The sequence below is a fragment of the Aminobacterium sp. MB27-C1 genome, assembly GCF_030908405.1.
Lineage (GTDB): Bacteria > Synergistota > Synergistia > Synergistales > Aminobacteriaceae > Aminobacterium.
On sequence record NZ_CP133089.1, the window covers coordinates 2,235,297 to 2,254,938 of the forward strand.

General features: G+C 40.3%; 19 protein-coding genes. 11 read left to right on the forward strand and 8 right to left on the reverse strand.

The features are described from left to right. Window positions 1-60 precede the first annotated feature (60 nt). The 4 genes from RBH88_RS10785 to RBH88_RS10800 all read left to right on the forward strand — a co-directional run bounded on the left by RBH88_RS10785 (window position 61) and on the right by RBH88_RS10800 (window position 4,530). Entirely contained in the window at window positions 61-1,080 is a 1,020-nt protein-coding gene (locus RBH88_RS10785; RefSeq protein ID WP_213695347.1) for an ABC transporter substrate-binding protein, read from the forward strand. Continuing rightward, window positions 1,080-2,003, forward strand: coding sequence for a betaine/proline/choline family ABC transporter ATP-binding protein (locus tag RBH88_RS10790; RefSeq protein ID WP_213692028.1), 924 nt, complete (start codon window positions 1,080-1,082; stop codon window positions 2,001-2,003). The genes RBH88_RS10785 and RBH88_RS10790 overlap by 1 nt, the downstream gene beginning before the upstream one ends. After that, complete coding sequence (locus RBH88_RS10795; protein ID WP_213692045.1) at window positions 1,984-2,835, forward strand: proline/glycine betaine ABC transporter permease; 852 nt, start codon at window positions 1,984-1,986, stop codon at window positions 2,833-2,835. The genes RBH88_RS10790 and RBH88_RS10795 overlap by 20 nt, the downstream gene beginning before the upstream one ends. Window positions 2,836-2,943: 108 nt before the next feature. After that, the gene (locus RBH88_RS10800; RefSeq protein WP_213692029.1) at window positions 2,944-4,530 is read left to right on the forward strand and encodes a DEAD/DEAH box helicase; all 1,587 of its coding nucleotides are present in this window, start codon (window positions 2,944-2,946) and stop codon (window positions 4,528-4,530) included. Here the strand turns inward: RBH88_RS10800 and RBH88_RS10805 are convergent. The 5 genes from RBH88_RS10805 to RBH88_RS10825 all read right to left on the reverse strand — a co-directional run bounded on the left by RBH88_RS10805 (window position 4,527) and on the right by RBH88_RS10825 (window position 10,266). Beyond that, window positions 4,527-5,597, reverse strand: a complete 1,071-nt coding sequence (locus tag RBH88_RS10805; protein ID WP_213692030.1) for an HD-GYP domain-containing protein — start codon at window positions 5,595-5,597, stop codon at window positions 4,527-4,529. The genes RBH88_RS10800 and RBH88_RS10805 overlap by 4 nt on opposite strands. A 109-nt stretch (window positions 5,598-5,706) precedes the next feature. Continuing rightward, complete coding sequence (locus RBH88_RS10810; RefSeq protein WP_213695349.1) at window positions 5,707-6,552, reverse strand: methyl-accepting chemotaxis protein; 846 nt, start codon at window positions 6,550-6,552, stop codon at window positions 5,707-5,709. A 1-nt stretch (window position 6,553) separates the two neighbouring features. Then, the gene (locus RBH88_RS10815) at window positions 6,554-7,330 is read right to left on the reverse strand and encodes an MBL fold metallo-hydrolase (protein ID WP_213695350.1); all 777 of its coding nucleotides are present in this window, start codon (window positions 7,328-7,330) and stop codon (window positions 6,554-6,556) included. A 39-nt stretch (window positions 7,331-7,369) separates the two neighbouring features. Next, entirely contained in the window at window positions 7,370-9,829 is a 2,460-nt protein-coding gene (locus RBH88_RS10820; protein WP_213695351.1) for a GGDEF and EAL domain-containing protein, read from the reverse strand. Window positions 9,830-9,837: 8 nt separating this feature from the next. Continuing rightward, entirely contained in the window at window positions 9,838-10,266 is a 429-nt protein-coding gene (locus tag RBH88_RS10825) for an MOSC domain-containing protein (protein ID WP_213695352.1), read from the reverse strand. A 126-nt stretch (window positions 10,267-10,392) separates the two neighbouring features. On the opposite strand from RBH88_RS10825, the gene RBH88_RS10830 reads away from it, so the two are divergent. Continuing rightward, entirely contained in the window at window positions 10,393-10,824 is a 432-nt protein-coding gene (locus RBH88_RS10830) for a thioesterase family protein (protein WP_213692035.1), read from the forward strand. Window positions 10,825-10,885: 61 nt separating this feature from the next. Here the strand turns inward: RBH88_RS10830 and RBH88_RS10835 are convergent, their stop codons facing one another. After that, window positions 10,886-11,758 carry an NAD(P)-dependent oxidoreductase gene (locus RBH88_RS10835; RefSeq protein ID WP_213692036.1) on the reverse strand — a complete coding sequence of 291 codons (873 nt, stop codon included), beginning with the start codon at window positions 11,756-11,758 and terminating at the stop codon, window positions 10,886-10,888. A 96-nt stretch (window positions 11,759-11,854) separates the two neighbouring features. On the opposite strand from RBH88_RS10835, the gene RBH88_RS10840 reads away from it, so the two are divergent. From RBH88_RS10840 to RBH88_RS10850, 3 genes are read left to right on the forward strand one after another with little or no spacing between them, the layout of a single operon-like run. After that, window positions 11,855-12,919, forward strand: a complete 1,065-nt coding sequence (locus tag RBH88_RS10840) for a class I fructose-bisphosphate aldolase (RefSeq protein WP_213692037.1) — start codon at window positions 11,855-11,857, stop codon at window positions 12,917-12,919. Beyond that, window positions 12,916-13,686 carry a polysaccharide deacetylase family protein gene (locus tag RBH88_RS10845; protein ID WP_307879639.1) on the forward strand — a complete coding sequence of 257 codons (771 nt, stop codon included), beginning with the start codon at window positions 12,916-12,918 and terminating at the stop codon, window positions 13,684-13,686. The genes RBH88_RS10840 and RBH88_RS10845 overlap by 4 nt, the downstream gene beginning before the upstream one ends. Window positions 13,687-13,716: 30 nt before the next feature. Further along, window positions 13,717-14,592: a hypothetical protein gene (locus RBH88_RS10850; protein ID WP_213692038.1), complete on the forward strand. Its 876-nt coding sequence runs from the start codon at window positions 13,717-13,719 to the stop codon at window positions 14,590-14,592. Here RBH88_RS10850 and RBH88_RS10855 read toward each other — a convergent pair. Continuing rightward, window positions 14,589-15,212, reverse strand: coding sequence for a PHP domain-containing protein (locus RBH88_RS10855; RefSeq protein WP_307879640.1), 624 nt, complete (start codon window positions 15,210-15,212; stop codon window positions 14,589-14,591). The two genes, RBH88_RS10850 and RBH88_RS10855, sit on opposite strands and share 4 nt — an antisense overlap. A gap of 178 nt (window positions 15,213-15,390) precedes the next feature. Between RBH88_RS10855 and RBH88_RS10860 the strand changes: the two genes are divergently transcribed. Then, the gene (locus RBH88_RS10860) at window positions 15,391-16,101 is read left to right on the forward strand and encodes a GntR family transcriptional regulator (protein ID WP_213692039.1); all 711 of its coding nucleotides are present in this window, start codon (window positions 15,391-15,393) and stop codon (window positions 16,099-16,101) included. A 74-nt stretch (window positions 16,102-16,175) separates the two neighbouring features. Here the strand turns inward: RBH88_RS10860 and iadA are convergent, their stop codons facing one another. Next, window positions 16,176-17,354, reverse strand: a complete 1,179-nt coding sequence (gene iadA, locus RBH88_RS10865) for a beta-aspartyl-peptidase (protein ID WP_307879641.1) — start codon at window positions 17,352-17,354, stop codon at window positions 16,176-16,178. A 540-nt stretch (window positions 17,355-17,894) separates the two neighbouring features. On the opposite strand from iadA, the gene RBH88_RS10870 reads away from it, so the two are divergent. Next, complete coding sequence (locus tag RBH88_RS10870) at window positions 17,895-18,134, forward strand: hypothetical protein (protein WP_213692040.1); 240 nt, start codon at window positions 17,895-17,897, stop codon at window positions 18,132-18,134. A 12-nt stretch (window positions 18,135-18,146) separates the two neighbouring features. Next, on the forward strand, window positions 18,147-19,625 hold the full coding sequence (locus RBH88_RS10875; protein ID WP_213695353.1) for a sodium:solute symporter family protein: 1,479 nt from the start codon (window positions 18,147-18,149) through the stop codon (window positions 19,623-19,625). Window positions 19,626-19,642: the final 17 nt, after the last annotated feature.

Genomic DNA, 19,642 nt, shown 5'->3' on the forward strand with positions numbered 1-19,642 from the left:
CTGTCAGAAAATGTTTCTGATGTTTAATTTTTATATTCCACGAAGGAGGTTAGAGTTTTAATGAAAACTCATCTTTTGAAAAGAACCATCGTGGCTGCAGTTTGTATGGTATCTGTTATGTTCTTGGGATCAATCGGTGCAGAGGCGGCGCGCCCTGTAACTTTTATTGATTTCAGTTGGGACAGTGTGCAGGTGCATAATCGAATTGTTGGCTATATCTTAACCTACGGTTATGAGAAGAAAGTCGACTACATGTTTGCTGAGTCTCTTCCAGGTCTTATGGGAATTGAACGAGGGGATGCAGACATTACTATGGAACTTTGGGCAGACAATTTTCCTGAGTGGTGGCAAGAAGCTCAAGAAAAAGGAAAAGCAAAGAGTCTGGGACTAAACTACCCTGACGCACCCCAAGGTTGGTATGTTCCTCGCTACATTGTTGAAGGAGATAAAGAAAAAGGCATAAAGCCACTTGCTCCAGACCTTAAAAGCGTCTTTGACCTCCCAAAATATTGGGAACTCTTCAAAGATCCAGAAAAACCTTCAAAAGGGCGCTTATATAACGGCCCTGCCGGCTGGAATATAAACTCCATCAATTCAGAGAAGGTAAAAGCCTACGGATTAGATGAAAAATTTACCGCCTTTGATCCAGGTTCTCAAACTGCTCTAGCCGCAGCTATTGCTTCCGCTTACGAGCGAGGAGAACCAGTTTTAGCCTATTATTGGGAACCTACAGCAATTATGGGCATGTACGATATGGTAAAACTTGAAGAACCGCCATACAGCAATGATTTATGGGGAACAACGTATCGCTGTGCTTGCCCCTCAGTCGAAGTACTTGTTCTGGTAAACACAAAATTTGCTGAAGCAAACCCCGAAATCACAAAATTCTTAGAACGTTATGAAACAACTCTTGATCAAAACAATAAAGCCCTCGCTTATATGAAAACACATAACGTTGATGCTCACCAAGCAGCCATCTGGTTCCTTAAAACCTACAGTGATAACTGGAAAAATTGGGTACAGGACGAAAACGTTATAGCAAATGTAGAAAAAGCTTTGCAAGAGGAGGCGATAAAATAGTGAATTCCATCTCTAAAAAAAAGAAAATCTTAGAAATACATGATCTTTGGAAGGTCTATACAAAAACAGATATAGATATTGATGTAGAGAACGAAGATATTATTACGGAACTTGATGAATCTGATGATGCTGTTGTGGCTGTAAGGGGTGTTTCTCTTACAGCCAGGCAAGGAGAAGTCTTCGTTATTATGGGACTTTCTGGAAGTGGAAAATCTACTCTTATTCGTTGCATTCTTCGCCTCATAGAGCCGACATCCGGCGAAATATGGGTTAATGGACAAGAAGTCACTTCTCTGTCTCAAAAAGGCCTCACGGAATTCAGACGAAAACAGATCGCCATGGTCTTTCAGCACTACGGACTTCTGCCTCACAAAACAGTAATTAACAATGTAGAATTCGGACTGAAGCTCCAGGGAATCCCGGAAAAAGAACGAAGAGCGCGTTCTAAAATTTCACTTGAACGCGTCGGCCTTAAAGGATGGGAAAATTACTATCCTGGTTCGCTGAGCGGAGGGATGAGGCAGCGTGTCGGTATCGCAAGGGCTCTTGTTATGGATACACCTATCCTTCTTATGGACGAGCCTTTCAGTGGTCTTGATCCTTTGATCCGCCGAGAAATGCAAGATGAATTAATTCGATTACAAAAAGAGCTTAAGAAAACTATTTTCTTTGTAACTCATGATCTTGATGAAGCAATGCGAATGGGAGACCGTATGGCTGTAATGAAGAATGGATCTATCGTACAAATGGGAGCTCCTGCTCAAATTCTCGCAAATCCTGCAGATGAATACGTGGCCCGTTTTGTTCAGGATAAACGGCGCCAAATACAGATGGCTGATGAAGGAGCCTTTATATCTGATGATGAAAGCATTGATGAAATACCTGATGAAGGAGTGATGAATCATATTTCCAGAAACGTTTGAATTTCATGTTGCAAGTCATGTTAATAACGGCGTAGACTGGCTTCTTCAAGCCTTAGCCCCAACTTTTGATAGTATTTCCAGCGGAATTCTTACTATACTTTTAGGAATTGAGAATTTCTTGCACATCATCCCCTGGTGGATATATATAGTTGTAATTGCTCTCCTCGCATGGAAAGCAACACAGCGTCTCAGTACGACAATTACATTGCCGATAAGCATATTGTTCATAGGGATATTCGGCCTTTGGGATTTAGCAATAGGAACACTTGCCGTTGTCATTGCCGCAGTGTTTATTTCCTTACTTATTGGCATTCCCCTTGGTATCCTCATGGCAGAAACCAAGGGAGTGGAACCCGTTATGAGACCAATTCTAGACGCCATGCAGACAATGCCAAGCTTTGTCTATCTTATTCCGGCCATGATGTTTTTCGGTCTCGGGAAAGTCCCAGCTGTTCTTGCAACCTTAATTTACTCTCTTCCTCCTGTTATACGCTTAACGAATCTTGGGTTGCGGCAAGTACCTAAGCCGGCTCAAGAAGCAGCGATCGCATATGGAGCAACAAAATGGCAATTGCTAAAAGAAGTGCGAGTTCCTTTAGCTATGCCTACGATTATGGCAGGAGTCAACCAAACAACAATGATGGCTCTATCAATGGTTGTCGTAGCATCTATGATCGGAGCCAGAGGACTGGGACAGGAAGTTTTACTTTCTATTAACCGTATTGATGTGGGACGTGGTTTTGAAGCCGGAATCTCTATCGTTATTATGGCAATTACCATTGACCGTATAACACAAGGTTTCGCCAAAAAATGGGACCCCATCAAAAGATAAATATATGGCTCAGAAACCTATATTTAAGCCGTCTTCTCCTAAAAGAGGACGGCTTATCCTATATAATAAGCATGTAAAAATTATGTACCTTTGAAAACGAGGATAAGAATGGAACAAATATTTTATGATTGGCAATTTAAAGCATATACAAAAATAGAAGGGCAAAATGCTGTTCTTTCTGCTCCGACAGGGGCAGGTAAAACTCTTGTTGCATATCTTTGGGCAGGACTTTTAACAACAGAAGGAAAAATTCAAATGCCCAAAGATACTTCGCGTATTATATTTACCGCTCCTATTAAAGCCTTAAGTAACGAACGATATATGGACCTTCGGCGCATGGGGTTTGATGTAGGAATAGAAACTGGCGATTTCAAACGAAATGAAGAAGCTCCGATTATTTGCTGCACACAAGAAATCTATACGTTGAAATATACGAAAGATCCCGATCAAAAACTTATTATTGATGAATTTCATTATATTTTTGAAGATCCGGACCGTGCCAGAACCTATATTGACGGCATTCGAGAAACAGCACCAACAACGTCTATTCTTGTTATGTCTGCGACCTTCAGCCAACCAAACGTTATAGGTCATTACCTCGAATCAATTACCGAGCGCAATTTTATTGTGTATGAAAGTCAAGAGCGAGCAACTGAGCTTGTTTTTACCCCTAAGAAACCTGCTCAACTCTTTTCTATTCATGATGCTCTCGTTTTTGTTTTCTCCCAACGTGGAACTATGGATTTGGCCTACAACATTGCTAGAACTAGGCGACGCCTTCCCAAAGAACAACGAAGTCGTCTCTATGAATTAGCAACTATTCTTGACGTTCCTAAAGTTCAAATGCCCCTTCTGTGTGGCGTAGGAATTTATCATGGAGGAATGTTACCTAAAGAAAAGCTACTTGTAGAATCAGCTTTTCGTGAACGCATTCTTGATGTTGTTGTAGGAACAAACGCTCTGGCATTAGGTGTCAATCTACCTGCTGAAACAGCTATTTTTGCTCAACTAGTTCAATTTCACGATAACGCTCCCATAAGCAAAAATGAATTTCTCCAAATGTCGGGACGAGCCGGAAGAAAAGGCCTTTTCGATACAGGCTATGTTACATGGTTAGCGAATTCCCCCTGCGAACATCGCGGATATAACACAGGGGAAGAATTTAAAAATTTGCTTCATATGTCTCCAGAGGCAGCTTCTGTATCTCTTCGGCCAGCTTGGGGAGCCTTGTTACGACATGAAGTTCATATTGACGACGAAGCCGATTATATAAGCCGTTTTTCCTTACCTGAGATTGATCCTTATATTTTACGCAACGAACTGAGACAAGGATTAAAGCGCATAGATAGAGCATTACGCCGTATGGTAAAACCTCATCAAAGAAAACAGTTTAGGATTCTTTTAGCCAATATTTGGTATGAAGAGATGAGTGCTGATGAAAATCTTGAAATGGCTCGTCTTTTCTTTGCCGAAGAACGGCCAGAAGCTCTTTTCGCAGCCCAACTTGTTGCCCCTTATGAGCGGAATTATCTTCAAGCTCTACTCAAGATCAAAAGGTATGCTAATCACCTTCCAAATGGGTATTTCTTTAGGGGGATGCGCTTTCTTAATCAAACTGTTGATGACATAGACCCAACTATTTATGGTTTTGAAGAAAAAATTAATGAAATAGAAGGATCTTCGAAAAAAGCCTAAGCAGAGAAGGATTTGCCAATATCGCTGAGGCAACGACGTATAAAAAGATCTTTTTGACATGCTAAATCTACAATCACAAGATCTCGTACAGCATCTCCATGAGTATTGATTCGAAGCATGAGCTTAGGGCGCAATATATCTCGGCCTGCAGAGGCAATAACAATTCCGATGCTGTAATCTGAAAGTTCGACAATCGTTCCAGGCGGATAAAGCCCTAGGGAGCATAGAAGGACCCCAACGATTTTTTTATCAAAATGAGTATCAGCGTTTTGTATAATCATTGAGAGGGCCTGGCGAGTTTCTAGAGAATCACGATATATACGCTTTGTGGTAAGAGCATCGAAAACATCGGCAACAGCCGCAATACGGGCTTCAAAAGGAATCTGTTCTCCTCTTAACTTATCAGGGTAACCATTTCCTTTCCATCGTTCATGATGATGGCGTACTATAGCAAGAACACGTTTATCAGAGACCCCAGACTCTCGGAGCAACCTTTCTCCTTCTTCTGGGTGTCTGTTTATAATACTGAATTCACGCGGAGTGAGAGGGCCAGGCTTGTTAAGGATATCAAGACTTATACATGCCTTGCCCACATCATGTAGCAGTCCCCCCATTACTTGCCTTTCAACCACTTGTATTTGATTTGGAAAGAGACGAGACGTAATAAACCCACTAAGAAGAGCTACGTTCAACGAATGAATAAAGGTATACTCATCCCAATTTCTTACCCTGGCCATAACAAGAAGAACTTGCGGAGTGCTCATCAGCGTTTTGGCAAGAGAGCGACTATTTGATATAAGAGATGATAACTCCTCAGAACTAGGCTCCCTACCTGAACGAAAGCGTTCATATACATCTTGAATCTGTTGAATTGTCACTTTCGCCAAATGTCTATCAAGAGCAACGAGATTCAGATCAGAATCTTGAAGAGCCATCTGGAAATCTTCTTTTGAAAAATGTATCTCCTTCTGAATAGGAACTGAGCGAATGCCCCATTGTATTAACGTATCAGGTAAACGTGGAAAATTCTGCATAACAACTTTGATATCGCTATGTTTTGGGAGCAAAAGAAGACCACCGGGGGCAATTATATCCTCCGCCAAATGTCCCCATATATGATGAAGCTCTGAGACAGCTATCTGCTGTATCAGAAAAAGTCCCCCCTTATATCCAAGATTAAAGTTTAATATTTTTCAAATTCTTTTGGGCTGTCACAATAGCTGAAATAGTAGCTGTCATAGATTCAAACTTTTTTGAAGCATCATCCATAACTCCAATTGAACGTTCCATCTCTTCTGAACTTTCGCTAATTTGAAGTCCTGAATCTTTCATTGTCTGATGAATTTGTTCCATAAAGTTTTTATTTTTTATCAGATAGTCAGAAAAAGAGACAAGAGTGCTCCGAATCATCTGAAACATGTCTCCCACTTTTTGAACGCTCTCCATTGCTTCGTTTACAGAGCTCGAAATCTCGCTGACCTTCGTCGTAATGTTCTCAGAAGCTCCTTTGGTTTCTGCTGCTAACTCCTGAACATTTTTAGCAACTATGGCAAAACCTCGTCCATGTTCACCAGCCCTTGCTGCTTCTATTGAAGCATTTAACGCCAAAAGATTGGTTTGCTTTGCTATACGCTGAATCTCTTTCGACATTTTTTCTACTTCGAGAAAAGACTCAAGAGTTCCATAGGTCGTCTGAACAGTATGCCGCACATCATCGCTCATACTCTCAAGATCCGTTCCTGAACGATCAAGATCTTCCATAAGCTTTTTATTCATTGAATTGATTTCTTCAACACTCTGACTGGTCTGTTGGCTCTTCTGATCAAAATCCTGAACAACCATTTCCAGAGAGCGGCTTAAGCGCATAAATTCCTGAGCAGTCTGCTGTATTTCTCCCTCAACCCGCTGCACTCGTCGTACCAAGACATCATCAAGTTGGGCCATGAAAGAATTCATCATGGTATCAGCAAAAAAAGCCGACCCCAAACGACGAATCACTTCTTCGTACTTTTTATCGGCCATATTAAGCACCAGCTCCATAAACAGTATCAAGGAGATCAGTTCCACATCGAAGATTTTCAAACCACGAGAAAAATTTTTTTACGTTTTCTCCTTGAATAACTGCTCCATGTTGAGGGGCAATAGCCTGAATATCTAAAGATGACAATTGCTTTACCCAGCGACGGCAGACAGCATTAGAAGCCATATAGCGCTTATGAAACCCTTCCATATATTGCAGATGATCCTCAAAGTTTTCGACAATCGCATATCTTTTCCCCTTTGGGAATATAGCTGCACCAATATCGCCAGTAAACAGAATCTTCGATATAGGATCGTATAGGGAAAAAGCCCCCGTAGAATGAAGAAAGTGTGAAGGGATGAGTTTCATCGTCTTTCCATTAGAAAAAGAGAGAGCCCCTCCTCGATCAGGAATCGCAGTGATTCTTTTATGGTCATAAATACCAAAATGAGGCAAAAATCGAGTCCAAAGAGAAGAAATATATACCTGAGCTCGATCGGTCATAGAGAGCCATAAAGTAATTCCTGAAGAAACATCAGGATCTTGATGGGAATAAAAAATGTGGCGAATACGGTGTAAATCAAAAAGCTCTGCAACATTGGCCAATACCCGAGGAAAGACATGAGCTCCACCTGGATCAAGTAAAAGAACCTCTTTTCCTGAAACGATCACATATTGATTTGTCTGAACAACACCTTCCTCTTCCTGCTCTTCCCACGCTAGAAGGTAAAAACTATGATCGTCATGTTCATATAGAGAAATCGAACTTCGATGCTCCATGGAGACATCTCCTCCGTTCATAATAGTGATCAAGGTACGTTAAATTGTATTATTAATTATAAAGGATACCAACTCTTTTTCCTCAAGAGGCTTACTAGTAACATATCCTTGAATAGCATCGCAATTGATATCTTTCAAAAAATCAAGCTGTTCATGTGTTTCCACACCCTCCGCAATGGTACCCAGCCCCAGAGAATGAGCCATATTAACCATTGTTTTTACGAGGACTTCTTTTCGGCGATCTATTCCTATTCCATCGATAAAAGATTTATCGACCTTAATGACATCTATCGGAAATTGGCTTAAATAGGCAAGAGAAGAGTATCCCGTGCCAAAATCGTCCATATAAATACGGCATCCGAGAATCTTCATTTCTCGTAAAAGATCTAAAGAAGCGTCTACATTTCGCATAACACCAGATTCAGTAATTTCAAATCCTATTTCCCCAGGTTTGATAGAGTAGGCTTCAAGAATACGCCTTACCTCAGAAATAAAATTCTCCTGCAAAAGCTGCCGAGTTGAGATATTCACACTTATTTCAAGGGGAGGATTTCCCTGTTTCTTCCATTCCTGCTGATGTCTGCACGCCATCATAAGGATTTCCTCTCCAAGGGGCAATATCAAACCTGTTTCCTCTGCTACAGGAATAAAATATGAAGGCATAATAAGGCCTTTTTGGGGATGCTGCCAACGTACCAAAGATTCAAATCCATTGATCATACCTGTTTTAAGTTGAAGCTGTGGCTGATAAAAAAGTACAAAATTTTTATTCAAAAGACTCTCTCTCAGATCATTTTCAAGCAAAAGACGATAAGAGGCCCGCTCTCCAAGTTCCTCTTTAAAAAATTCGTAGGAATTTAACCCCGTTTCGCGGGCTTTATGAAGGGCAATATCTGCTTTTTGTAACAAGACTTCTGTAGTAGTGCCATCATCAGGAGCGATGGCAATTCCGATACGAGCTGTTAAAAATATTGGTCGCTCTGCCAAATGAAAGGGCTCTTTGAAACAATGAAGCAACGCCCGCGCCATATGCGCTATATCAGCCACTCGCTGCGCCTGATGAATTAAAATATAATAATCATCCCCGCCTATTCTGGCCACAGTATTAGATTCCCCCACTGTCTTTTGAAGACGTTGGGCAACTTGCTGTAAAAGCTGATCCCCCGAAAAATGTCCCAAACTTTCATTTACATTTTTAAAGCGATTAATATCAAGAAAGAGAACCCCCGCAAAAAAACCTTTTTGTTCAATATTTTTCAACTCTCGATCCAATCTATCAAGAAACATTATTTTGTTAGGTAATCCTGTAAGCTGATCGTACAAAGATTTGAGACGAATCTGAGCATCTTTAGTTTTCATTTCAGAAAGATCGCTAAAGACCGAAATATATTCTGATATTTTCCCATTCCCATCATATACAGCTGCCACAGAAAGCCATTCAGGGTAAACTTCTCCACTTTTTCTACGGTTCCAAATTTCTCCTTCCCAATAGCCCTTTTCAATAAGTTCCTTCCAAAAATTTACATAAAATTCTCTAGGGTGTTTTTGAGATTTTAAAATCCTGGGATTTTTCCCTATAGCCTCATGAGCTTCGTATCCAGTAATTGTCGTGAAAGCGGGGTTTACCGATTTAATTGTGGCATGAACATCGGTAACCACTATTCCCTCAAGAGTATGTTTCATTACTGCCAAAGCAATCTGCAAGTCTTTTTCCCGCTTCTTCTCTTCTGATATATCTAGCAAAACACCTATAACACGAGATAGCTCTCCATTTTCATAAAAAGCTTTCGTTTTAGAAGCAATTATCTTTTGCTCTCCATCAGGCGTCACTATTTTGAATTCCTCGTTTTCGGAGTTTTCCCTGATTTCTCCGCCACGAAGAAGGTGATCAAGAAGATGGGCTACGTATAAACGATCTTCTACATGAATTCGTGAATAAAAAGATCTAAAACTAGGTGTAATTTCTTTACGCTCATACCCAAGAATACGATAGAGATGGTCGCTCCAGGTTAATGTCATGGACGAAGGAATCCATTCCCAATACCCTAAGTGCACTAATTCCTGAGCATGAGAAAGAGAATTCTCCTTCTGAAGTAATTCTTCATTATGTTCTTTGTCTTTTGTTATATCCATGCCGACAAGCAAAACACATTTTCTCTTGTTGACGCTATCCTCAAAATACTTGGTATGAGTGGCAAAATACAACCTCTTTGAACCGTGAATATAAAAAGAAACATCCTCTATCTCTCTATCTTTTTCAAAAGAAGCGATATTATTTCTTCTATACCAACCATCAAGCTGTTCAAATAAAAAACCATACACTTTAGTCAACTCAAAAAGCGAACGTTCTTGGCACTCTTCGTTTGTAACGTGGAACAACCGACATAAAAATTCGTTACCCCACACCCACCTTGCGGATGAATCAAGAATGAGGGCTATTCCTGAAAATTGACTAAAAATATTTTTAATTTCGCCGTATTCTATGCACTGAGTGTTCATTTAGATACCTAGGCTGAAATAGAAACGGGATCTCCAGGGAAGACATCCCCCTGTTGAATAACTTTGAGGAAATAGCCGCATATAGGCAATAGACACCATCCTTTATAATCATACGAATGGGGTTCTTCTGGTTTTTTGCCTTTTTCAATAACTTGAAGTTTAGCTGTCGCCCCTACGTTAAGAATCGAACCAATAGGAAGCTCTTCGGGTAATCCTTCTATCAGGAGATTTTCAGCAAGAGAGCCAGGCGGAAATGCGAATTGAGCTTCTTGCTCTGCTTTTTCTACGTCTTCACGCCGAAGCAAACTAACTTCTCTTTCATTTATGTTAAAGTGAGAATCTCCTTCGATCCCACCAAAAGTAAAATGAGCTTTTTCCACTCTTTGTTTAGCTTCGTTTCGCCGATTACTTATACATATGGCAAGAACTTTTCCCATTTTTTATGTCCCTCCTTACTCTTTTCTAATTTAACATAATACACTAAAGCAAAAATGAGATAAAGAAACAAAGTTAAATATAGGAAGTGATACAATAAATAAAAATACTATAAAGGAGGGCTGATGATGTTCGAAGTTAAAGATATTCTTGCACCGGGCCTTTTTGCCTCTGTGAAAAAAACAGTTGAAATAGATGATACCGTAGGGAATATGAATATACACCTCAACCAGCTTCTATCCACTTCTGCCTGTGTTCAAGCTATAATCGGTGCCTGCATAAAGGCAGTAGATCACCTTTTACCGGAAGGATATATTACTATTGGGAAATCCATTGAAGTTGTTCATGAAGCAACCTCTATGTTAAATGTTACAGTAGAATTCAAAGCGATTCTTAAAAGAGTAGAAGGGAACCGCCTCTTTTTCGATATTACAGCCTCCGATGCCCTTGGGCAAATCCTTATAGCCCACCATGAACGGGTCGTTGTAAATCGTGTTGCCCTAATGGATCGTGCAGTAGAAAGGGCTGAACAGCTTAACAAAATACGAGAAATGCTTTAGTCCATTTTTTATTTGCATAAAAAGAGAGGGGCTTGTTTATAAATAAACCCCTCTCTTTTCTCTATTTTTTCTTCTCGTTATAAAATCTGAAAAGAGCTTGCGTTCCATCATCCTCATACCCCTCATGTGCCAGTTTCTTATACATTGAAAGAGACATCTCAAGACCGGGAGTATCAAGTCCTAATCTGTCTGCCGATTCAAGGGCAATTCTCATGTCTTTTATAAAATGTTTAATATAAAATCCCGGATTGAAATCACCGGCAATCATGCGAGGGGCAAGATTTGAAAGTGACCAACTTCCAGCGGCTCCCTGAGCAATACTTTCAAGAACCTTATCTGGATCAAGACCTGCTTTAATAGCATAAGATACGGCTTCACAAACACCAATCATATTTGAAGCAATAGCAATTTGGTTCGCCATCTTTGTATGTTGTCCACTTCCTGCCGCCCCTTGATAGACGATATTTTTACCCATTACCTCAAAAAGAGGACGAACAACTTCAAAATCTTCTAACTCTCCACCAACCATTATTGATAACGTTCCCTCTCTCGCACCTCTATCTCCACCTGAAACGGGAGCATCTAAAGCTTTCAAGCCTTTTTTCTGAGCCGCCGCATGAATGCGCACTGCTAAATCTGGACTCGAAGTTGTCATATCTATAAGATAGGTTCCTGTTTTCGCATTTTCTAGAAGCCCCTTAGCTCCTAAATACACCTCTTCAACATCTCTGGGAAAACCTACAATCGTAATAACACATTCGCACTTTTCTGCAAGGGAAGCAACATTTTCTTCCCATATAGCCCCTTTCTCAACCAATGATTTTGCTTTTTCGCTGGTTCTGTTGTAAACATGAAGGGTGTATCCTGCTTCAAGTATATGCCGAGCCATACTTCCTCCCATGACTCCAAGACCTATAAAACCTATATTCTTCATTGAACAAGTTCCCCCTTTCAAAATTCTTCAATACGAGTATAACGTATGATACGATTGGTATAATAGCTTTACCAAATAGGAAAGAAGGGATTTACCATGTCGAAGTATCTAGACGATATTAAAGAAATACTTGGATCCGACGCGGACTCTCTTCTCAATTATACGTGCTGGGGAATTCCAACTGAAATGCTTACTCCGCCAAGCCCTGATTTTGTCGATCATCTCGCCGCAAATACGAATCGTCCTATCCCTGTGTTACGTTCATTACAAACGCTCTTTGACACAGGAAGATTAAAAGGAACCGGGTACCTCTCCATTCTTCCCGTTGATCAGGGAGTGGAACATTCCGCTGGTGCAAGCTTTGCCCTCAATCCAATATACTTTGATCCCGAACATATTGTCAGGCTTGCATTGGAGGCTGAATGCAGCGCTGTAGTGAGTACCCTAGGAGTTCTTGGTTCCGTAGCCAGGAAATATGCCCACCGTATTCCTTTTATTCTAAAAATCAACCACAACGAACTTTTATCATATCCTAATACATACGATCAAATTCTTTTCGCATCAGTCAAACAAGCCCAAGATATGGGAGCCGTAGCCATAGGTGCCACAATCTATTTTGGAAGTCCGGAATCAAGACGACAAATTCAAGAAGTATCGACGGCCTTTCACATAGCGCATGAAATGGGGATGGCTACTATTCTATGGTGTTATTTACGTAATAAAGCCTTTAAAACAAAAGAAAACGACTATCATTTAGCAGCAGATCTCACTGGGCAGGCTAATTATCTAGGCGCAACTATAGAGGCAGATATCGTGAAACAAAAGTTGCCCTGTATCAATGGAGGTTTTCGTGATCTTCATTTTGGAAAAACTTCTCCTGAAGTATACGATAAATTAGTGCCTAATAATCCGATAGATTTACTCCGCTATCAGGTGGCTAATTGTTATATGGGACGAGTAGGCCTGATTAGCTCCGGTGGGGCATCAGTCGGGTCTAATGATCTGAAAGAAGCCGTTAAAACAGCAGTCATCAACAAAAGAGGAGGAGGCATGGGGCTTATTCTTGGAAGAAAAGCTTTCCAGCGTCCTTTTAGGGAGGGCATTCACATTATACAAAACGTTCAAAATGTCTATCTTGAAAAAGAGATTACTTTAGCATGATCAAAAGAGAAAAATATTGTAGCGTTCTTGTAAAGGTCCTTCTATTCTCTGCACTCCTATGGGGAGGAATGGCTTTTGCTTCGTCTTCACAAGAAACAGTTCCTCTCTTATGGGGTGAAGATATTCCTGGCGTCATGACACACTTCAATACTCGGGAACCAGTCTTGGCCCTGACACTCGATGCTTGCGGAGGGAAACGAGGAAGTGGTTTTGATAAAAAGCTTATAACCTGGCTTAAAAAACATAACATACCTGCAACACTATTTCTTACAGGACGCTGGATTGATGCCAATAAAAAACATGCTCAAGAGTTAGCTTCTTGTTCTCTCTTTGAGATAGAAAATCATGGAATGAATCACCGTCCATGTTCTGTATCTGGACGTTTAGCATATGGTATTCCAGGAACAAAAAATGTATCGGAAGTCATAAATGAGGTTCAAGATGGAGCCGATACTATAAAAGAGATCATAGATCGCAAAACTCGTTTCTTCAGATCTGGGACAAATTATTATGATGAAATCGCCATTGCCACTATAGAAAAGCTAGGATATAACGCCGTAGGCTATTCAATAGCAGGAGATGAAGGGGCAACACTCTCTAAAGAAGCTATTATTATAAAACTTCTTAAAGCAAAACCAGGAGACATTATTCTCTGCCATATGAACCATCCTGAAAGCGATACAGCTGAAGGGCTGATTGAAGTGATTCCCATACTCCAAGAACGCGGTTTTCGTTTTGTCACTTTAAAGGAATATCCGTTGCAATAATGATCATATCCTTATAGAGGAAGGGGAAAAATGATAGGATCAGCTATTTTATTAGGGGGGGTTTCTTTTATATTGCTTCCTCTTGAAATGGCAGCAGGCCTTTTTGCTGCCATAACTCTTTGGCTGACTATTTATGCTGCTCCTTTTTTCTGTCTTTACATAGGGTGGCTTTTTGGTATGTTTCTCGGTTTTGTTCGTGCCGAAACCAATCTCTGGAGTATTCTTGCACTGATCCCTGTAGGAATATGGTTTCTTGTAAATTGGCGCCTCACACTAGCTAAAGAGATGCCTCTTTTCGTTAAGGGACTCAAAGAGCCTCTCGCTCGTCGAAAGATGTTCAGATATTGCGGTCTTATTTTCCCATGTGTAATTTATCCCCTTTGGGGGCCAGGCGCTCTGAATAAATATCTTATGATTGCAACAGTCGCTGCATTTATCATCGAGAAGATTACCAATTACGTACCATTCTTGAAAAAATGGTTCAAGTCGATCTCCTCTCAAAAAGAAGAAAGAGATGAACGGTCTATATCATCAACAACATGTTACTTACTTGGAGCATTCATTGCTTCTCTCTTTCCTGACCCTGCTTCTGTACAAGCTCTTATGATGGCAACCATGGGAGATGCCTGGGCCGTTCTTGTCGGCAAACGTTGGGGAAAATTAAACTGGCTTGAAGGGAAAACACTCGAAGGAAGTCTTGCTTGCTTAGCCGCCGCTCTTATGAGCGGTTTTATTTATGGAGCTCTTGTCCCGGAAGCGCAGATCCCATGGCTCATTCTTCTGTGGGGGGGATTGGCCACTCTGTTTACAGAAGGGTTTTTCAGGTTCGAACTCGATAACCTTTTAGTAGCTCCAGTCAGCGCAGCAATAATGACCGCCGTTATATGGATCGCTTACCTTTTCTAAACCTTGATAAACCGATCTACATCATAAACAACTGGATAGACATTACCTGTGCGGATAGCACCTATAAAATCTTCTTCAGTGTGTACCACTCCAGGGAAAGCAGTAGCATAACGTCCTACTCGCTCAACAAGATGGGCATCACTACCACCAAGACGAGGTAAACGCAGTTCCTCAGCAAGAACGTGTGCTTTAAAATTATGAGTCAGGCGGGTACTCCCGTTGAAAGCCTCTATTCCGCTCAAGCCAGGAAGCGAACGTATAAAATTGCCCATTCCACGCCCGTTATCCCGAAAAGGATGAGCACTTACAGCAACGCCTCCCTGCTCTTCCACAAGAGAAAGAACGTCAAGCGCATGCATCTTTTTCTCAGGAACAGCATCAAGACCAAAAATTAACAGATCTCCCTCGTATGTAAGCAACTCAAGACCAACAAGAACCAGGAAATTGTGTTTCATGCTCAATTCCTGAGCATAAGAACGCATACCCATACTTTCATGATCTGTAACACAAATTCCATCAAGCCCCATTTTTTTGCCTTGTTGAATTGCCTTCTCTATAGGTAAAAAACTATCTGAAGAAAATTCTTCAGTGTGAAGATGCGTATCGATAACCAGGGTCATTTCCTCCTTACTTTTTATTCATTATATCTATTATAAAAATATGTTATGTCCATAAGAATTATAAAGCAGCCTGTCTTCATGTCAATAGATAAAATTGAACACGCAAATAACCTTGAATTCGTTACTGTATGTTAATATGTTTTCGCAAAGAGATTGTGGCGAATAGGGAGGAGAGGTCGTGGCAGAAAAGAAAGGAGCTAGCGACAGAGCTTTTCAAAAAATAATTAATCTTGTTTTATCCCATGAACTTAAACCGGGAGATCGAATATATGAAACAAACCTGGTGGATGAACTACACATGAGCCGAACGCCCATACGTGAAGCACTTTCACGCTTAGTTTCTACAGGATTTTTAGAAAAAACCTCCGGGCAAAAAGGTTACGTTGTCCCTCTTTTATCTCCAGACGATATGGAACAAGTTTACTATTCAAGAATTGTTATTGAAGGGAAAGCTGCACGTAGAGCGGCCCAAAACGCCGATCAAAAAGCAACAGAGGATTTAGTTCGCCTTAATGAGGAAGAAAAAAGGAAATACCAGGCGAATGCGAAAGACGAATATGCAGCTCTTAATGAAAAATTTCATATGGCTATCGCCGAAATGTCTGGGAATACATATCTTTATCGATATATTCAACAGCTCTTTTGGCGTTCTAATCTCTATGTTTTCTTTTTCATGAGCTTCTACAATTTAAAACAACCAGAAAGTAATGGGACAGAGACAGATATTCGATTAAGCTATAAAGAACATGAAAAAATAATAGAAGCTATTCTGGCAAAGGATGGATTTGCCGCAGAAAAAGCAATGCAAGAGCACTTGATCACAGCATATAATTCAATGCTCAACCCTCAGAGCAAGCCTTTATTGACATTTGAAGAATTTAAAGACTAAGATGAAACTCAAGAAAAAAGGAAGGATTAGTTAATCCTTCCTTTTTTCTTGAACTAAACACTTTATATCTTCCATTAAATCTCTTCAAAAATTCCTTTTTTAACAATTTTTCCTTCACTCATCATAACTTCACCCTTAGCTATGACATATTCTAACCTAAAAGATGTAGGTGAAATAACAAGAACGTCACCGTCAACGCCAGGAGCAATGTGCCCCTTATTCAATAGTTTCAATCGTTCCGCTACATTTTGTGTCACTAGCTTTAAAGCAACCTCAAGACTTATTTTTTCTTCGCAGACACAATCTTTTAGCTCTCTAAACAACGAAAAAGGTTCTCCTATACCCATTTTTACAAGCTCTCCCGAAGAATCAAACTCTGGCATACTTCCGTTGCCATCAGTACTCATCGTGAGATGAGAGATAGGAACTTGTTCTTTCATAGCTCTTGCTATTCCCTCACTTGGTTTTACTGAGTTACCATCATTTCCCATACTCGTAGTGAGATCTATAACGCCACCATTATTACAATAATTCAACGCCTGAGTATAAAGTTTTCCATTCCGGTTAACGTGGGTAGGAATAATTTGGCCCAGAGGGATATCGGTTCCTTCAAGAGCTTGTTCTATTATATGTAACCCTATGGATTCTCCTCCCATATGAGCCTCAACAACGCCTGCCTTTCCAGATAGCATTCCGCCTACTCGAGCATCTGAAATAATGCGTCGTAATTCTTCTACAGTTGGATGTGACGAACGATGATCTGAAAGAGCTATTTTAGTCCCAATGATCTTGTCTATAAGAACAATATCAGACATTACGCTCTCTGTAATAGTTACGGAAGGAACACCGTACGCCCCCGTATACATGTATGTAGAAATGCCTTCGTTTTCAAGAGAACGAGCCTTTGCCAATAATTCTTTCAGCGATCGTGATATTCCGTCAGTACCTAAAGGTGCTACCGCAGTTGTAATACCTGCACTAATAAAACGACTCAGTTGCAAAGGAGGTGTTCTGAAATGGGGACCCCCTTCTCCTCCTGCTCCATTAAAGTGAACATGGCTATCAATGAGCCCAGGAACAACAAAAGCACTTTGAACGTCAATTATGATTGCTTCAGGATCAATAGCTAAAACAGCCTCTTTTGAAATTGTTGTTTCAAGTGCAAGAATAGATTTGCCCGCTATTAAAATATCGTGCTTCCCTAAATGAACAGGGGTATATATTTCTGCGTTTTGAATTAATAAGAGTCTCATTATAACCAACCTACTTTATCTAAAATTACACATTGGTATTCTTAAATTTAATACGTAAGGGAAATATTGAAAAACTTTTTTACTTCGTAGAGGGCAACAATACACGTGCATTTTATATTTCCTCCTCATTCAAATCGATAATATGTACATTTAAACGTATACGCAAAATATCGATAAATTTTAAAACAGATATATTGTATCAAAAAAATACAGATATAAGAAAGTGTCAAATGAAGCTTGTTTTAAAGGTTTTACTTGCAATAAAAAAAGAATAGCGATAAAATATTTTTGTTCTTGGATATTTTTATGTATCCATAAAAACATGGGGATGTAAAAAAACATATATACTCTTTTTATGTACTTTTTCTTTTTTTTCATCGCTCTTTATATTTCTTTTTACGTTCCAACGAATGACGCTTACACGTCCCCATTTTTCCCTTAAAAATCAGAAGGGAGTGGTGCCTGCTGAAGAAACGACAAACTAAAAACATTGACGCTCATTACTAGTATTGCAACAAATAGAAAAGGAGGTCGTTTTTTATGGATGTCTTCAGCAACGCCTTTGAAAAAAAGTGGTTTTTTATTTTTATGTTTATGTACGTACTTATTATGCTCCCGCTTCCCTTTTTCTTTTCTACAACATATATTCCCTCTTTGGGCGGTCTTCCGTCTTTTATTATTGGTTGGACAGTTCACACCGCAGCAACAATGGCGCTCATCTTTATTTTCTATAAACAGGCCATGAGTCGCCCTGAATATCACGAATTCGACGAAGATTAGGGGGGAAAGTTTATGGATGCCGTATCAAGTTTGATTCATCCCATTCCAGGTATTTTTTACACAGTTTTAGGTGGTTACTTTGTAATTATGGCACTTATTGGTTACTACTCAGCAAAAAATACATCTACATTAAGTGACTTCTTTGTTATGAGTGGTAAAGCCGGTGCTATCGTCAGTGGTCTTGCTTATTTTTCCACACAATATAGCATGAGTACTTTTATGGGATGTCCAGCAACATGTTATAAAGTAGGCTTTGCAGGACTGACCATTTCTGTCCCCGGCCTTGTCTTTAGTATGATCATTCCCGCCCTTTTTGTTGGACGGAAACTAGTTCGACTCGGTCACAAGCACGGATTTCTCACGATGGCCGATTACCTTGGCGACCGATACGAATCAGATGGTCTTCGGGTTCTTCTCGCTGTACTCATGATCATTTTCCTCATCCCAATGATGGGAGCTCAGACCATTGGTGCCGGCATTATTTTGAGAACCTTTACAGGTGCTCCTGAATGGGTTGGCATTGTAGCCATGGGTATCATCGTCATTCTTTATTGCATGAGCGGTGGTATAAGAGGAGCTATGCTTACAGACGTTATACAGGGTTCTCTTATGGTTTTAACCGCTATTATCACCTTTATTATTTCTGTTAAGATTGGTGGCGGTTTTTCGGCCATTTCTGAAAAACTTCACGCATTGAATCCGGCTTATATGAGTCACCCTGGCGTGGGCGGATCGTATGGTTGGGGAAACTACGTGTCGATGATCGTTATGTGGAGCTTTTTCTCTATTGGTCAACCTGGTCTTTTCACCAAATTCTTTGCCATGAAAGACTACAAAGTCATGTTCAAAGCCGTTCTTCTTGGAACTCTGGGCATGTGGCTAGCCGCAACTCTTATAGAGTGGTCTGGTGTTAATGCCATTGTTTCTATTCCAGGACTTGCCGGAAAACAAATTGACTTTGTTGTGCCTCTTATCTTGCAGCAGGGTGTTTCTCCGATAGTATCAACTCTTCTCATCGCTGGAATCATGGCGGCAGGAATGTCAACAATCGACAGTTTGCTCATCGTTTCGACAGGCGCTGTAACCCGCGATATTTATCAGAAGCTCATCAATAAGGATGCCACTGACGCTCAAATATTCCGTCTCTCTCGAATTGTTACAGTGATTATTGGTGTCATTGCCATTCTTTTTGGAATATCCCGACCAGCTACCATCTTCAAACTGATTCTTTTTGCCTTTGGTGGTTTGGGAATTTGGTCTGCTCCTATCATTATGGGTATGTATTGGAAAGGAGCTACAAAAGCCGGAGCTTTTGCTTCCGTTATTGTAGGTGAAATTCTTTTCGTCTTAATGACCCTCAAATTCAGATCATGGGCTTTTGGGTTCAATCCACTCATCATATGCTGGATTTATGCTATGTTGGTTATGGTTATCGTTAGTAAATTTACCCAACCGGCCTCTACAGCTACAATAAAGAAACATTTCGCTTAAAGTACACTAAGGCCCCG

Excerpts from the sequence above, each read along its gene's own strand:
- RBH88_RS10785 (WP_213695347.1), top strand. The coding sequence starts at position 61 with ATGAAAACTCATCTTTTGAAAAGAACCATCGTGGCTGCAGTTTGTATG.
- iadA (WP_307879641.1), bottom strand. The coding sequence starts at position 17,354 with ATGAGACTCTTATTAATTCAAAACGCAGAAATATATACCCCTGTTCAT.
- RBH88_RS10810 (WP_213695349.1), bottom strand. The coding sequence starts at position 6,552 with ATGGCCGATAAAAAGTACGAAGAAGTGATTCGTCGTTTGGGGTCGGCT.
- RBH88_RS10840 (WP_213692037.1), top strand. The coding sequence starts at position 11,855 with ATGTCGAAGTATCTAGACGATATTAAAGAAATACTTGGATCCGACGCG.
- RBH88_RS10875 (WP_213695353.1), top strand. The coding sequence starts at position 18,147 with ATGGATGCCGTATCAAGTTTGATTCATCCCATTCCAGGTATTTTTTAC.
- RBH88_RS10820 (WP_213695351.1), bottom strand. The coding sequence starts at position 9,829 with ATGAACACTCAGTGCATAGAATACGGCGAAATTAAAAATATTTTTAGT.
- RBH88_RS10845 (WP_307879639.1), top strand. The coding sequence starts at position 12,916 with ATGATCAAAAGAGAAAAATATTGTAGCGTTCTTGTAAAGGTCCTTCTA.
- RBH88_RS10830 (WP_213692035.1), top strand. The coding sequence starts at position 10,393 with ATGTTCGAAGTTAAAGATATTCTTGCACCGGGCCTTTTTGCCTCTGTG.
- RBH88_RS10850 (WP_213692038.1), top strand. The coding sequence starts at position 13,717 with ATGATAGGATCAGCTATTTTATTAGGGGGGGTTTCTTTTATATTGCTT.
- RBH88_RS10815 (WP_213695350.1), bottom strand. The coding sequence starts at position 7,330 with ATGGAGCATCGAAGTTCGATTTCTCTATATGAACATGACGATCATAGT.
- RBH88_RS10855 (WP_307879640.1), bottom strand. The coding sequence starts at position 15,212 with ATGACCCTGGTTATCGATACGCATCTTCACACTGAAGAATTTTCTTCA.
- RBH88_RS10870 (WP_213692040.1), top strand. The coding sequence starts at position 17,895 with ATGGATGTCTTCAGCAACGCCTTTGAAAAAAAGTGGTTTTTTATTTTT.
- RBH88_RS10825 (WP_213695352.1), bottom strand. The coding sequence starts at position 10,266 with ATGGGAAAAGTTCTTGCCATATGTATAAGTAATCGGCGAAACGAAGCT.
- RBH88_RS10835 (WP_213692036.1), bottom strand. The coding sequence starts at position 11,758 with ATGAAGAATATAGGTTTTATAGGTCTTGGAGTCATGGGAGGAAGTATG.
- RBH88_RS10800 (WP_213692029.1), top strand. The coding sequence starts at position 2,944 with ATGGAACAAATATTTTATGATTGGCAATTTAAAGCATATACAAAAATA.